This window comes from Micromonospora sp. NPDC005710 (assembly GCF_040630995.1).
Taxonomy (GTDB): domain Bacteria; phylum Actinomycetota; class Actinomycetes; order Mycobacteriales; family Micromonosporaceae; genus Micromonospora.
Genome location: NZ_JBEXYP010000028.1, coordinates 18,926 through 31,882, shown reverse-complemented (window position 1 = coordinate 31,882; position 12,957 = coordinate 18,926). Strand labels below are relative to the sequence as shown.

15 protein-coding genes are annotated in these 12,957 nt (G+C 69.2%); 5 read left to right on the top strand and 10 right to left on the bottom strand.

What is annotated here, in order from left to right:
• Nucleotides 1-44: 44 nt before the first annotated feature.
• The gene (locus tag ABZ406_RS27745) at nt 45-488 is read left to right on the top strand and encodes a MerR family transcriptional regulator (RefSeq protein WP_357767647.1); all 444 of its coding nucleotides are present in this window, start codon (nt 45-47) and stop codon (nt 486-488) included.
• A gap of 187 nt (nt 489-675) precedes the next feature.
• Nucleotides 676-1,971 (top strand): GAF domain-containing protein, encoded by a 1,296-nt coding sequence (locus ABZ406_RS27740; protein WP_357767645.1) that lies wholly within the window; start codon nt 676-678, stop codon nt 1,969-1,971.
• A 131-nt stretch (nt 1,972-2,102) separates the two neighbouring features.
• Here ABZ406_RS27740 and ABZ406_RS27735 read toward each other — a convergent pair whose 3' ends face one another.
• Both ABZ406_RS27735 and ABZ406_RS27730 read right to left on the bottom strand, forming a co-directional pair.
• A complete protein-coding gene (locus tag ABZ406_RS27735) occupies nt 2,103-3,197 on the bottom strand; it encodes a glycosyl hydrolase 53 family protein (protein WP_357767784.1) in 1,095 nt (364 codons plus the stop codon).
• A gap of 54 nt (nt 3,198-3,251) precedes the next feature.
• Nucleotides 3,252-4,442 carry a cellulose binding domain-containing protein gene (locus ABZ406_RS27730; RefSeq protein WP_357767642.1) on the bottom strand — a complete coding sequence of 397 codons (1,191 nt, stop codon included), beginning with the start codon at nt 4,440-4,442 and terminating at the stop codon, nt 3,252-3,254.
• 231 nt (nt 4,443-4,673) lie between these two features.
• Between ABZ406_RS27730 and ABZ406_RS27725 the strand changes: the two genes are divergently transcribed.
• The gene (locus ABZ406_RS27725; protein WP_357767639.1) at nt 4,674-5,501 is read left to right on the top strand and encodes an SAM-dependent methyltransferase; all 828 of its coding nucleotides are present in this window, start codon (nt 4,674-4,676) and stop codon (nt 5,499-5,501) included.
• Nucleotides 5,502-5,590: 89 nt separating this feature from the next.
• Here ABZ406_RS27725 and ABZ406_RS27720 read toward each other — a convergent pair whose 3' ends face one another.
• From ABZ406_RS27720 to ABZ406_RS27710, 3 genes are all read right to left on the bottom strand, one after another.
• Nucleotides 5,591-5,998 (bottom strand): nitroreductase family deazaflavin-dependent oxidoreductase, encoded by a 408-nt coding sequence (locus ABZ406_RS27720; protein WP_357767636.1) that lies wholly within the window; start codon nt 5,996-5,998, stop codon nt 5,591-5,593.
• A gap of 159 nt (nt 5,999-6,157) precedes the next feature.
• The gene (locus ABZ406_RS27715; RefSeq protein ID WP_357767633.1) at nt 6,158-7,009 is read right to left on the bottom strand and encodes a sigma-70 family RNA polymerase sigma factor; all 852 of its coding nucleotides are present in this window, start codon (nt 7,007-7,009) and stop codon (nt 6,158-6,160) included.
• 4 nt (nt 7,010-7,013) lie between these two features.
• On the bottom strand, nt 7,014-7,859 hold the full coding sequence (locus ABZ406_RS27710) for an NAD(P)H-binding protein (RefSeq protein ID WP_357767630.1): 846 nt from the start codon (nt 7,857-7,859) through the stop codon (nt 7,014-7,016).
• A gap of 269 nt (nt 7,860-8,128) precedes the next feature.
• Between ABZ406_RS27710 and ABZ406_RS27705 the strand changes: the two genes are divergently transcribed.
• Complete coding sequence (locus tag ABZ406_RS27705; RefSeq protein WP_088990712.1) at nt 8,129-8,362, top strand: holin; 234 nt, start codon at nt 8,129-8,131, stop codon at nt 8,360-8,362.
• A gap of 148 nt (nt 8,363-8,510) precedes the next feature.
• Here ABZ406_RS27705 and ABZ406_RS27700 read toward each other — a convergent pair whose 3' ends face one another.
• On the bottom strand, nt 8,511-9,137 hold the full coding sequence (locus tag ABZ406_RS27700; RefSeq protein ID WP_357767626.1) for a maleylpyruvate isomerase N-terminal domain-containing protein: 627 nt from the start codon (nt 9,135-9,137) through the stop codon (nt 8,511-8,513).
• A gap of 32 nt (nt 9,138-9,169) precedes the next feature.
• Complete coding sequence (locus ABZ406_RS27695; protein WP_357767623.1) at nt 9,170-9,535, bottom strand: hypothetical protein; 366 nt, start codon at nt 9,533-9,535, stop codon at nt 9,170-9,172.
• A 212-nt stretch (nt 9,536-9,747) separates the two neighbouring features.
• Here ABZ406_RS27695 and ABZ406_RS27690 point away from each other — a divergent pair, with 212 nt between their 5' ends.
• On the top strand, nt 9,748-10,236 hold the full coding sequence (locus ABZ406_RS27690; protein ID WP_357767621.1) for a hypothetical protein: 489 nt from the start codon (nt 9,748-9,750) through the stop codon (nt 10,234-10,236).
• Between the two features lie 121 nt (nt 10,237-10,357).
• On the opposite strand, the gene ABZ406_RS27685 is transcribed toward ABZ406_RS27690, so the two are convergent.
• The 3 genes from ABZ406_RS27685 to ABZ406_RS27675 form a co-directional block, all read right to left on the bottom strand.
• Nucleotides 10,358-11,338, bottom strand: coding sequence for an alpha/beta hydrolase (locus ABZ406_RS27685; RefSeq protein WP_357767618.1), 981 nt, complete (start codon nt 11,336-11,338; stop codon nt 10,358-10,360).
• 193 nt (nt 11,339-11,531) lie between these two features.
• Nucleotides 11,532-12,158, bottom strand: coding sequence for a VOC family protein (locus ABZ406_RS27680; RefSeq protein ID WP_357767616.1), 627 nt, complete (start codon nt 12,156-12,158; stop codon nt 11,532-11,534).
• Between the two features lie 97 nt (nt 12,159-12,255).
• Complete coding sequence (locus ABZ406_RS27675; protein ID WP_357767613.1) at nt 12,256-12,849, bottom strand: hypothetical protein; 594 nt, start codon at nt 12,847-12,849, stop codon at nt 12,256-12,258.
• Nucleotides 12,850-12,957 lie beyond the last annotated feature (108 nt).

The window sequence follows — 12,957 nt, the reverse complement described above, 5'->3', positions numbered from 1 at the left end:
TAGGTGCTAGACCTCGGTCTAGGTCAACGGTTACGGTCGACGCCATGGCGGACGGCGGCCTGAGCATCGGGCGGGTGGCGCAGCGCACCGGGTTGAGCGTGCACACCCTGCGGCTCTACGAGCGTGCGGGCTTGGTGGCCGGCGAGGTGCGGCGCGACAAGTCCGGCAGGCGCGTCTACAGCGCCTGGGACGTCGAGTGGCTGGCGAACTGCGTGAAGTTCCGCGCCTCCGGGATGCCGCTCACCACGATCAGCCGCCTGGCACAGCTCGTCCGCGAGGGCAGCGGCAACGAGGCCGAGCGGCTCACGTTGCTCCGCGCACACCAGCGCTACATCACCGAGCAGCTCACGCAGCTGCACGACTGCCTCGAACTCATCAATGCCAAAGTGGCCAGCTACGAACAACACCTCGCCGCTGGCGCCTCCGGCGATCCCTGGCAACAGCAACCACGGCACGCCCCGACGGAGCACCCCCGTCAACTGCGCTGACGAACACGGCGGCCAGGATGACGCCGGGTTACGGTGCATGGTTGGTGGGTAGGACCTGAAGGTTGGGCACGTGGGTACGCTGCACCGGCGGTGGCCTCGGCCAACTCGCTCCGACCGCGCCACCCGCACCGACCGGTGGCACCGTCGGTCGTTCCACGTATCCGCAGACGAGAGGCGAGACCACACAATGACAGCAGTACCAGGCCAACGGTCTCCTGCTGCTGCGGGTCCGGCGGCTGCAGGGCAGGCAGCCGAGGAGGATCTGCGGGCGTTGTTCGGGCAGTCCATCGCCGTCTTCGCGTCGCTGGCGGGTCCGTCGCACCTGGTGGAGGCGACGAGCCCGGCGTTCTTCGCCACCATCGGCGAAGAACGGGCCCGGGTCGGGGTCGCGCTCGCCGAGCTGATGCCCGACCTGGTCGGTCAGGGGTTCGTCGCTCTCCTGGACCAGGTCTTCCGCAGCGGTGAGCCCTACGCCGGCCGGGACGTCCGGGTGGTGCTGGGCAGCGGCCCGCAGGCACGGGAGACGTTCTTCGACTTCACCGTCGAGCCGCGACGCGACGCCGACGGCAACGTGACCGGGGTTCGAGTGCTCGGCGTGGAGACCACGCAGGTCAAGCACGCCCAACGACTGATGGCCGAGCATCGAGCCCTGCTGGAGCAGATCGCCCGCCAGGCGCCCCTGAGCGAGGTGCTCGACGGGATGGCCCGCTGTATCGAGAACCTCGCACCGCAGGAGGTGCTCGTCTCCGTCCTGCTCGCCGATCCCGACGCCCGTCACCTGCGCCACGGCGCCGCCCCTAGCCTGCCCGACTTCTACAATCGGGCGATCGACGGCATCGCGACCGGCGAAGGCGTGGGTTCGTGTGGCACCGCCGCCCACCGGCGGGAACCAGTCATCGTCACCGACATCGCCACCGATCCGTTCTGGGACGACTTCCGGGGCCTGGCCGACCAGGCCGGGTTGGCGGCCTGCTGGTCGACGCCGATCCTGGCCCGTGACGGCGGCCTGTTGGGCACCTTCGCGATGTACCACCGCACCCCGCGCGTACCGCAGGACACCGACCTCGCCCTGACCCGGCTCTTCGCCGGCACCGCGGCCCTGGCCATCGAACGGCACCACATCGAGCAGGCGAAACTCGCCGCCGAGGCGCGCGCCACGTCAGCGAATGAGGAGCTGGCCAAGGTGCTGCGCGTGGAGCGGGAGCTGCGCGCCGAGGCCGAGCAGCGCGCCGCTGTCGCCGCGGAACTCGCCGCCCAGATGCGTGCCGCGGCGACCGCGCAGGCCGCCACGCCGCACCCCGAGCACTGCCAGCTCGGCGGCGCCGACGCGTGCACCGCGCGGGCCGAGATCAAGATCGCCGATTCGTGGGGCGACGCGGCGTGGGGCTGCCCGGCCCACGTCGAGGAGGCCATCCTCAACGTACGGTCGGTGTTCATCGCCAGCGAGGAGCTCGGTGGCCTGGCGGCCTACCTCAACCGCTGACGAAGGTGAGCTGGCAGCCGCGCACCTGCTGATCCTCGCCCGCCGCCCGGTGGTGTTCGGCGGCGGATCGTGGCCGCTGCCCGAGCGGTCCAGGCAGAGGCCAGGACCCGTCGCCGCACGGCCGGCGCGGGTCAGGGCATCCACCGTACGCCCGGGTTCACCCGCCCCGACCAGTCGAAGACGGCCATGTTGTCCCACTGGTTTCCGGTGCCGTTGATGTTGGCCGGGTCCCAGCCGTTGCCGCGCACGGCGTACCAGGTCGGCTCCCAGTAGAAGACACCGATGGCCCCCGCGTTACGGGCGGTGTTCTGGACCCAGTCGAACTCCTGGGCCTGCCCGGACCAGGTCGCGCCGATGCCGTCGCAGGTCGCGTCACCGATGGCGTTCGGCTCGCCGTCCGCGTTGTTCCGGGTGAAGGGGTACGCGGTCTCCACGATCACCACCGGCTTGCCGTAGCGACCGCGCAGGTCGACGATGGTGTTGTAGAGGTTCGCCAGGCTGCCGTGCCACACGCAGTAGTACGACTGGGCGGTGATGTCCCACTGCACCCCCTGCGCGCGGATGCCGTCGTAGAACCATCGGGCGTTGGCGTTGCTGTCGGCGTTCGCGGTATGGATCATCACCGGGATGCCGCCGCCGCACGCCTTCGTCGCGTTGTAGCCCTCCTTCAGCAGGCTGGCCAGCGGGGCGAAGTCGTTGTTGACGACCTTTCCCTCGTTCCACAGCATCCCGACGTTGATCTCGTTGCCGATCTGCACACTGTCCGGCGGCGTGCCCTGCCCCCGCAGGCTGGAACAGATGTCGTAGGTGAAGGTGTAGACGTCGGTGCGCAGTTGACTCAGGCTGTGGCCCGCCCAGGCGGCCGGCTTGTACTGCTTGCCGGGGTCGGCCCAGGTGTCGGAGTAGTGGAAGTCGACGAGCACCTTGAGGCCCTTGGCCCTGGCCACCCTCGCCTGGGCCAACACCGCGCTCTTGTTGTTGTAGCCGCTGAGCGGGTTGTTCCAGACCCGCAGTCGGACGTAGTTGACCCCGGCGGACTTCAGGATGTCCAGCGGGTCGCGGGCCACCCCGCTGGCGTCGTAGTACCTGGCGCCCAGATCCAGGCTGCGCTGCAACGAGGAGACGTCAGCACCCCGCATGGTGAGCGTGTTCGCGGCGGAGACCGGCGCTGGCGCGCTGCCCAGCGTGGTGGCGACGGTGAGGACGCCGGCCGCGACAGCCCCGATCAGGGCCCTGGCGCGGCGGCGGGATGTGACCGCAGCTGTGCTCACGAGACTCCCTCAGCCCACCGTGCAGGGGGCGCCGTTCAGCGCGAAGCCGGTCGGCGGCGCATCGCTGACACCCCACCGCCCCTGGACGCCGAAGGTCGCGGAGCCGTTCGGTGCGAGAACGCGGTTCCAGTCGACGTTACGAGCGGTCACGGTGGACCCGGTCTGGCCGATCGTGGCGTTCCAACCCGAGGTGACCTGCTGGTCACCGGGGAAGCTGAAGGTGACCACCCAGCCGTCGACAGGCGCCGCCCCGGCGTTGAGGACTGTCGCGGTGGCCACGAACCCGCCCTGCCACTCGGACTGGTTCCGGTACGTCACCCGGCAGGTCGAGGGCGGCGGGGGCGTCGGAGTGGACGTCGTGGGCAGCGTGACCGTGTTGGACGCGATCGACACGTTGCCCACCGCGTCCCGGGCCCGCACGTAGTACAGGTTCCGCAGCGGCGTCGACGCGGGTAGCGGCGTCGTGTACGTCGTTCCCGGCACGGTGGCGACCAGGACAGAGGTGAACCAGCCGTCGAATTGGTAGACGTTGTACCCGAGCACGCCGATGTTGTCCGCCGACGGCGACCAGGACAGCGTGCCGGTCGAGGCGGTCACCTCGCCGAGGGTCAGGTTCTGCGGTGCGCTCGGCGGGGTGGTGTCTGGGCCGGTGTCCGTCACCGGCGTGACCACTGTCAGCGCGTCCGACCAGTTCGAGCGTTGCCCGAGGCTGTCCCGGGCGATCAATCGGAACGTGTACTGCTGGCCCGACCCAAGGTGGCCGGTGATCGTGGTGCTGGTGACGGCCCCGACGCTGGCGCTGAAGACGATGTCGCCGAACTCCTGGTAGTACGTGATGTCGTACCCGGCGATAGCGCAGCAGCCGGGCGTGGCGGCCGTCCAGGTGAGGGTGACCGACGCGCTGCGGACCTCGCTGGCGGTCAGGTTCGTGGGCGCACTCGGCAGGATGGCCGAGGTGCTCGGCGTACTGGACGGCCCGGTCGGCGTTGGCGGCGCGGTTCTCGCCGGCGCTGCCACGGATACCGCGGCCGCACGGGGCGCCGGGGCGACCCCCGGACGCACGCCGGGCGCAGCGGTGCTCGCTTCGGCCGCCGGGACGGCGCTCAGGGCGGTGCCGAGCACCGCCGTGCAGAGCGCGACGGCGGCCAGCAGACCCGACCGTAGACGGCGGAGCAGCGAGGACGAGGGGACACCTGTCATACCTCGACCATGCAGCAACCCATCGATGATCGCCAACATGTCTCACGCCTCGGCCGTGAACAGCCCGCCCCATGGCACCACGCCGCTCGACGGATACGCCGGTGCGGCGACGATTCACTGGGAGCGATACCAGCGGGGCAAAATTCAGCTCCTCCGATCGTTACACTCGCCGAAACGCCGGCACGGCCGCAGACCTCGACCTGCGCCCATGCCCATCGATAGGAGGCGCCTGTGACCCGCGACAAGGCGGCACCCCCCGGCATCGACCCCACCGTCCCCAGCGTGGCCCGGGTCTATGACTTCTTCCTGGGCGGCAAGGACAACTTCGAGGTGGACCGACAGGTCGCCGAGCACGCCCTGCGGATCACACCTGACGGACCGGCAGCCGGCCAGGCGAACCGGGCCTTCCTGAGACGGGTGATTCGCTTCCTCGTCAGCGAGGCGGGCATCGACCAGTTCCTCGACATCGGATCAGGGCTACCCACCCAGGGCAACGTGCACGAGGTCGCCACCGAGCAGAATCCGAAAGCTCAGGTCGTCTATGTGGACAACGACCCGATCGTGCTGACGCACGGGCGGGCGCTGCTCGCCGCGGAGGGCACCGCGACGGTCATCCAGGCGGACATCCGGGAACCGCAGGACATCCTCAACCACCCGGACGTACGCCGGTTCCTCGACTTCGACCGGCCGATCGGTCTGCTGCTCTTCGCGATCCTGCACCACATCGGCGACGACGAGGACCCGAAGGCCGTGGCGGCGGCGCTGGTCGACGCGCTGCCCTCCGGCAGCTACGTGGCGATCTCGCACTTCCGTGACCCCGGCGAGCGGGACCCGGAAGGCTCCCGCAAGGCCCGCGAGGTCGAACGGATCTTCAACGAGTCGCTGGGCACCGGCCGCTGGCGTACCGACGAGGAGATCCTCTCGTTCGCCGACGGGCTGACGGTGCTGGAGCCAGGGCTGGTGCCGCTGGCCGAGTGGCGCCCAGAGCCGGACGCGCCGGCCACGGTGCAGACCGACACCTATCACACGTTCGTGGGGCTCCTCGCCCACAAACCGTAGGCGCCGTCTACCGACGAGGTCCGTCGGCGGGGACACACCCCGCCGACGGACACCCGCGTGGGATCTGAACTGGGTTGTACCGTCTCTGCCTAGGGCGCTGGCTCCAGGACGACGACCGGAATCTGGCGGGAGGTCTTCCGCTCGTAGTCGGCGAAGCCCGGATACGCGACCTTCTGCGCGCCCCAGATCTCTTCACGTTCGTCACCTGCGGCAACCCGAGCGACCAACTCGATCTTTTCCGTGCCGATCTCGGCCTGGACCTTCGGGTCAGCGAGCAGGTTGTAGTACCAGTCGGGGTTGCTCGGCGCACCAGCCTTGGAGGCGAACACGGCATAGCCGCCGTCCACCGACTGGTACATCATCGGGTTCACGCGAGGCTGGCCGGTCTTGGCACCGACCGTGTGCAACAGCAGCAGTGGAGCGCCGGCGAACTGACCACCGACCTGCCCCCCGTTGGCGCGAAACTCCGCGATGATCTTGTCGTTCCAGTCGCTCATGAATTCTCCCCGCGCATCGGCTCTGTCGGCACATTGTGGCAGTCTCAATCGGTGCACGACACTGCGATGGTGTGCCCACAAGCCCGACCGGCGACAATGCGTACGCCCCCGGTCGCGGTGACGCCCCACGAATGGATGGCCGTCCAGGGCCGTCGGCGATCACCGGAGCTTGTCGGGGTCGAGGATCATGTCGATGGCGACGATGCGTTCGTCGTAGATGGTGAAGCCGACGACCGCGACGGGCCGGCCCCGCCGGTCGCGGGCGACGACCCCGGCGACTCCACGTACCAACGCGGGGGCGCAGAGACGCGCGAACCGTGGCCCGGCGTCGGCCGCGCGGGCGGCCACGGCACGGGCGCCGGTGAGCAGGGCCGGTGCTAGCCGTGCACGGCGTCCGTGATCGGCGCGGAACACCACGTCGGGGTCCAGCAGGGTGAGCAGGGCGTCGAAGTCGCCGGCGCGTGCGGCGGCCAGAAACGCGTCGACGACTCGTCGCTGGGCAGGCAGGCCAGCCCGGGGTTGCGGAGCGTTCTCGCGCAGTCGCCGCCGGGCTCGGCTGGCAAGCTGCCTGGTGGCGGCCGGTGTACGTCCCACGACGGCGGCCACCTCGTCGAACGGCATGCCGAACATGTCGTGCAGCACTACCGCGAGCCGTTCGGCGGGCTCGAGGCTGTCGAGCACCACGAGCAGCGCGATGCCGACCGCGTCGGTGTGCAGGCTGGCTTGCTCCGGATCCCCGTACTCACTGACCAGCGGCTCCCAGGTTGCGCTCAACTGCTCGCGGCGCGCATGCCGGGCCCGGAGCATGTCGATGCACACCCGCCCTACGAGCGTGGTCAGCCACGCCGCGGGGTTGGTGATAGCAGTCGATTCCGCGCGCGTCGTTCGCAGCCATGCCTCCTGCAGCGCGTCGTCGACCTCGGCCTGCGAGCCCAGCAGTCGATAGGCGACGGCCCGCAGATGCGGGCGGTGCTGCGCCAACTGCTCGGCGAACCACTGCTGGTGGTCCATGTCGCTACTTCCCGAACGCTTCCCGCCGCAGCATCGCCCACAGCGTCGGAGTGTTCTCGTTGGTGGTGACGGCCACGGCTCGCCTGACCCAGGCGGTGTCGGTGGCCTGGTCCAGGAGACAGGCCGCCAGATCCGCACGGCTGGTGAAGATACCGTCGGAGCGACTCTCGGTCAGGCGGTAACGGGTGACGCTGTCGCTGTCGAACAGCCCCGACGGACGCACGATCGTCCAGTCGAGGTCGCTGTCCCGCACCAACTTCTCCATCCGCCGCATGTCCTCGTAGGTGGACCTGCCGATCGTGGCGGTGACGAGCGGCTGGATGACGCGGTTGAGCAGAAGCCCGCCCTCGGCATGGTGATGCGGCTCGGTGGCGCTGGAACTGACGACGACGAGCCGCCGCACACCCTCGCGGCGCATCGCCTTCAGGACAGTCGCGGTGCTGTGGCTGTAGAGCGTCACCGGTCGTCGAGTGAACGGCGTGCCGAGCGTCGACAGCACGACGGCCGCGCCACCCAGCGGGACCTCCACTGTGGCATCGGAGGCCACCACCTCCAGGCCAGGGTCTTTGATCGGGAATGACTGCGGCCGCCGGGTGACCGCCCGTACGTCATGACCGGCGTCGAGGGCCTGCTCAACAAGGCGACGGCCCGTTCCTCCGTTCGCACCGAGAACGACGATAAGCATCCGGTGTGCTCCCTTCCGAGGTGGCTTCGGAAGGATCGTCGATCCGCGCTTCTGGTTTGTGACAAACCACAGGCCAGGTCGGCGCGGACAAGCAACCACGCGGCCAGGAACGTCGCCGGTCTGGGTCTGGCGGCTCTCTGGTCCAGCCGAGAAAGCGTCATACACGCCGACACCCCGATCCCTGAACCCCTGGCTTTGCAGTTAAGAGGCGGTGGCCGCGCTCGGTAACCGGCGGACCTCGTTTGGGCAGCCGTGCACCTTCACGTTCGGCTGCGCCTTCCATGCGCCGCCCCTTGACCGGACGTCCGCCGCGAGCCTGAATCGCGTTCCGTTCCCGCCGACCATCCCCGACAGCGCGGCAAGCATAAACCGCCTCTGACCAGGCACTCTTGGTGTATGGGTCGTCCGATGAACCTACCCCTGGAGGTACCACGATGTTCACCACGAAGTTCTGGAAGGCCACCGCCGAGCGGGCGGTGAAGAGCGCCGCGCAGGGTCTGTTGCTCTACTGGGGTGCCGACGTCGTGTTCAACGCATGGCAGGCGGACTGGGCGGCGGCCGGTGGCATCGCGTCCGGTGCCGCGGTGCTCTCGGTGCTCACCTCGCTGGTGAGCGCGAAGGTGTCGGGAGAGGGCGACTCGCCCAGCCTGGTCGGCGCCGAGCAGTAGCCTTCATCGGCGACAAACGGTGGCGCCCCCGCTCGCTCAGCGCCGGGCGAGGGCGTCTCACCACCTCCGGACTTCGCCCACGATCGCCGCGTCTGTCAGCGGCGGTGGACGGTGCGCTGTCTCGGCAACGCCTGCGGGCGTCAAGCACTCAGAGAGCGGCGATTGACGTGGGCGCCCGCTCCTGCCGGGCCAGGGCGCGTATCACGTCCAGGGATCCGTGTCGCCAGGCGGCGAGACCACTCAGCAGTTGGATCGTCGCCTCAGCCGCTGCCGCCGGAATCGACGGTGTCGGCACGTTGAGACTGACGGCCAGGTCGTCGACGTGCACGACCAACTCCGTGACTCGGGTCAGGAGGAAATCATCCACCCGCAGACCCCAGTCGCCGAGGTCCACGATGCGGTCGATGGGTTGTGCTGGCACCACGGCCCGCAGCTCGGTCAACGCGGCATCGACGGAGTCCGCCAGGCCCGCGGCGGTCGTCGACGCGGCTGCCTGCTCGCTGCGACGCCGGATGCCCACGTTGTCAGCGCTGTCCACGCCCGACGTCATCCAGGTGTTGCGCGTGAAATGGTCCAGCACCGAGATCGCCCACTGTCCTGGGGCGGCGCCCAGGAAGGTCACCGTGTGGGTCACCTGATAGGCGAGATGACGAGCCAGGCCGCCCGTCGAGAAGTCGTCCAACGCGCTGGGTGTGGACCACCGCTCGGCCAGTAGCGGTTCGCGCAACAGGGCTGCGGCGGTCTCGGCGGTGTCGAGGAAGGCAGGTCGGATCATCGAGTGCACGGTAGGCTCCAAGGCACCTGTTGTCATGGATGCTCTGCCTGCGGGCTCGGTTCCAGGAGTTCCGCGCGGCGGGTGAGGTCCGCCGCGATGTCATCCCAGTCGGGGCCGTGCGCCAAGAGGTTGTACGCAGCTTCTCGCAACAGCGCCGGCTCATCGGGACGCTGCAGAAGGACCAGCCGATAGGCCAGGTTCCGTACCCAGACCGGCAACAGCCCGTCGACCACCTGTGGGCACAGCTCGCGCAGCATGGCAAGAATCGAGTCCGCGTCCGCGAAGGTCAGTTCCTCGATGAATAAGTGCTCGTCGTTGTCATTGCTGCATCGCGGCGTGGTGGCTCGATACTCGTCGCCATAGAGGCACCTGGCGCGCTCCGTCAGAGTGCTGTGCATGCCGCGAACGCTACGACGTCGTGATTCGGACTCATAGCTGAACCGACGGCGGGGCCGACTGGTGGCACCAATCGAGCGCCGTCCACAGTGGCAACACACCGCGTGCGCGGCTCAGACCCACGGCTCGGCGCTCGTCGGCACATAACTGATCCCACCACTTCGACCCGGGCTGGTAGCGTGCGCCGGATATGAAGATCATGGGGGAAACATCGATGAACCGAACTCGACTCGTCCTGATGAGCGTGGCCGCTACGGCCGCGATCGCGATGTCCGGCTGCGATCCGCAGCCCGATTCTGACGGCACCGCGACCTCGTCGTCTCCGGCGGCCTCGAGTGCCGCCCCGACCGGCAGTCCGAGCACCGCCGCGGCCAGCACCGCGGCCATCGACGCGGCAACAGTGAAGGCCTGCGCCGATATCAAGAAGGACATCAAGGACAACGCGACTAAGATCGCCAAAGCCGAGAAGATCGGCCCGCCGGCCGGGCACTTCGCGGTCAGTGCCCAGTGGGCCGCCGGCTCGGTCGCGATCCTGGCGCACTCGATAGGCGCCGGCGAGGCAGTCACCGCCGCCTCTGAGAAGATCCAGAACGAGATGATGGGCCTGAGTGACGCGTACAACAAGTCCGCCGACGCCAAGCCCAGCAAGAAGGCCCTGGACGCCGCCCTCAAGGAGTTGGACACCGCCTGCTTGGCCGCCTGACCAGTTCGACAATGCAATCGGCGGTGACGCTGACCTGGACGCGCCGGCGATACGTGCGGGTCGGGTGGGCGACGGTGCTGTCGACCGTCGCCCGCCCGCCCGCAACCTCAGCTCAGCCCGCTCAGCCGAAGAACGACTTCAGGTGTTGGGTGAGCACCTGGGGCTGCTCGTCCACGAAGTAGTGCCCGGTGTTGGCGATCTGTACCAGCTGCACGTTGGTGGCCTGCTGGCTGAGCGTCGCCGCAAAACTCGGGTAGAAGATGTTGTGGGCGATGCCCAGGACCGGCACGGTCACCGGCGCGTACGTCCCGTTGTCGATGATGTCCTGGCCCAGCGCCTTGTACCAGCCGTTTCCGCCCCGGATGGCGTCCGGGGTCGAGTAGGCCTGGGCGTAGACGGCCCGGTCGAAATCGCTGATGGCTGCCTTGTTGACCAGGAGGTTGTCGAACATCCAGTCGATGAGGAAGCGGGACCGGCCGGTGAGGAGCTGCTCCGGCAGCTGCGCCACCTGATTGAAGGCGAACCACCAGGGGTGGAACGGAGCACCCGGCGCCGGAAGCATCCGGAACTCGTAGTAGTTGCTGTTCGGGTGTTCCACGTCCAGCATGGCGATCTTGTTGACGACAGTGGGGTGGTTCGCCGCCATGCTGTAGGCGACCATCGACCCCATGTCGTGACCCACGACGTTCACTCTGCTGTAGCCCAGCGCCCCGGCCAGCGCCGCGATGTCCGCCGCCATGGTCTTCTTGTCGTACCCGGACGCGGGCTTGCTCGAACCGCCGGCACCGCGCAGGTCCACGGCGATCACGCGGTATCGGGTGGCCAGCGCGGGCATCACCTTGTGGTATTCCCACCAGGTCTGCGGCCAGCCGTGCAGCAGGATCAGGGGCTCCCCGCGCCCGCCGGCTACGTAGTGCAGCCGTATTCCGTTGACGTTCGCGTACCTGCTCGTGAACCCCCCAGGAAGGGTGGCTGCGAGGTCGGCGGCGGACGGGGCGGCGGCGAGCGCACCGTCGCTGGACGGTGTGGCCTCTGCCGCGGTGCCGGTCGCCACTGCGGCGACCGCGCCAGCGCCGAGCGCGATCAGCTTCCTTCTGTTCATCGAAGACACGCATGCTCCAGTTCTCTAGACGACGACAAGCATCTTTACCGATTTCGATAGATGCGGGGTCGCGCCAAGGTCAGTGAAGCCCGATGGTTCATCGAGTCAAGCCGATGGGACCTTATTTCGTGCGCTTGTGTCCGATGGCCGGGACGGCTGTCGACGCGACCGGCGACGATATCGGCCTCGGCCGCTATTCTCGGCCGACCCACGTGGCGACGCACGCCTCGTTGCCCTCGGCGTCGGCCAGGACCCACCACTTCGGTGCGTGCGCGTCGGCGACCAACCGGCCACCCGCGGCCAATGCGGCGGCGATGCGGGCCTCGGCCTGATCGTGCGGAACGGCGATATCAAGGTGCATACGGTTGCGTTGTGGACGCGGGGCATCCATTGGCTGCACCCCGAAACCCGGGCCTCGGCGCGCCGGGTCGGCCAGATAGTCGTCATCGATCTGGCGGTAATTCAGCAGCGCCCGCCAGAACGGCAGCACGTCCGCGCCGACGAGGGCGTCGAGGGTGACGTTGATGAGCTGCACGGCGCTCGGGTCGGCGGGGATGTCCAGGTCCCTCGCGGCAGCGGAGATCCGCCGGGCCAGCGCGACGTCGCGCGACGACAGGGACACCGTGACGCCGACATGACGCAGATCGATGGTGACGTGCTGCTCCACGCCGTCGGCGAGCCGGCCGACCTCATCGACGAAAGCTATGCCCCTGGCCAGCGAGCCGGTGCGGAAGTACGCCGAGACCACGTGGTAGAGGCAGCGCCAGTCCTCCACTCCGTCGGCCGCGTGGAACTGCCCGGCCGTGATCTCCACCGTCATGCCGGCGAACCTAGCATCGACGCTCGGGAACAGTGCGCCGCTTCCGATCCGCTACCGAACAAGCAGCACCGGCGGCTGACCCGGCCGGCCCGGTCCGTCAGGCCAGGCCGGCGCAGACCGCCCGGACCGCGGTGGTCAGGCCCGGGTCGCCGCAGTCGGTGGACGCCGAGGTACGTCCGACGACCCGCCAGCCCTTGGTGTCCTTGCGCAGGAACACCTGGTCACCGCCGGGGATCGGGGCCGACTGGGCGGCGGTCGCCATCAGCCGGGCGAAGCCGTTGCGGCAGCCGAGCACCTGCACGTCCTCGACGGCCTGCCCGTCGAGCGTGGCGCCGGTGGCCTCGAGCAGGACCGGCGGCCGGCAGGACGGGTCGGTGTCGGTGGTTGGCAGCGCGGCGAGCCGGGTGGGCCCGCCAGCGGCGGCAGCGGAGTCGGCCGCCGGGCCGGCTCCCGTACCGGGTGGGGCCGCTTCGGGGGCGGGCGCCGATGGCGCGGGGACGCCGGAGGTGGTGGGCGTCGCCTGCGGTCCGACGGTGATGCCCGCCGGGTCCGGCGCGGTGGCGGGCCCGGACGAGGCCGGCGCCGGGCGACCGGCAGTGGCACCGGTCCGCTCGGCGTGCGCGCAACCGGCCGTCGGAAGGGCCAGGGCCACCACCACCACCAGGTACGCGCTGCTGCGTCGGATCGTCATGAACGTCTCCCCATCTCGTCGAAGCTGCTGCCCAGGTGGGTGCCCGGTGCTGCTCAGACGCTAGGTAGGCGGTCTGCCGGCGATCTGGACGAAACCTGGAAGCGCAGG

What these genes read in the sequence shown, in the direction of transcription:
- ABZ406_RS27730 (WP_357767642.1), bottom strand. Translation starts at nt 4,442, where the DNA reads ATGACAGGTGTCCCCTCGTCCTCGCTGCTCCGCCGTCTACGGTCGGGT.
- ABZ406_RS27740 (WP_357767645.1), top strand. Translation starts at nt 676, where the DNA reads ATGACAGCAGTACCAGGCCAACGGTCTCCTGCTGCTGCGGGTCCGGCG.
- ABZ406_RS27680 (WP_357767616.1), bottom strand. Translation starts at nt 12,158, where the DNA reads ATGACGGTGGAGATCACGGCCGGGCAGTTCCACGCGGCCGACGGAGTG.
- ABZ406_RS27720 (WP_357767636.1), bottom strand. Translation starts at nt 5,998, where the DNA reads ATGAGCGACTGGAACGACAAGATCATCGCGGAGTTTCGCGCCAACGGG.
- ABZ406_RS27705 (WP_088990712.1), top strand. Translation starts at nt 8,129, where the DNA reads ATGTTCACCACGAAGTTCTGGAAGGCCACCGCCGAGCGGGCGGTGAAG.
- ABZ406_RS27745 (WP_357767647.1), top strand. Translation starts at nt 45, where the DNA reads ATGGCGGACGGCGGCCTGAGCATCGGGCGGGTGGCGCAGCGCACCGGG.
- ABZ406_RS27675 (WP_357767613.1), bottom strand. Translation starts at nt 12,849, where the DNA reads ATGACGATCCGACGCAGCAGCGCGTACCTGGTGGTGGTGGTGGCCCTG.
- ABZ406_RS27715 (WP_357767633.1), bottom strand. Translation starts at nt 7,009, where the DNA reads ATGGACCACCAGCAGTGGTTCGCCGAGCAGTTGGCGCAGCACCGCCCG.
- ABZ406_RS27685 (WP_357767618.1), bottom strand. Translation starts at nt 11,338, where the DNA reads ATGAACAGAAGGAAGCTGATCGCGCTCGGCGCTGGCGCGGTCGCCGCA.
- ABZ406_RS27695 (WP_357767623.1), bottom strand. Translation starts at nt 9,535, where the DNA reads ATGCACAGCACTCTGACGGAGCGCGCCAGGTGCCTCTATGGCGACGAG.
- ABZ406_RS27690 (WP_357767621.1), top strand. Translation starts at nt 9,748, where the DNA reads ATGAACCGAACTCGACTCGTCCTGATGAGCGTGGCCGCTACGGCCGCG.
- ABZ406_RS27700 (WP_357767626.1), bottom strand. Translation starts at nt 9,137, where the DNA reads ATGATCCGACCTGCCTTCCTCGACACCGCCGAGACCGCCGCAGCCCTG.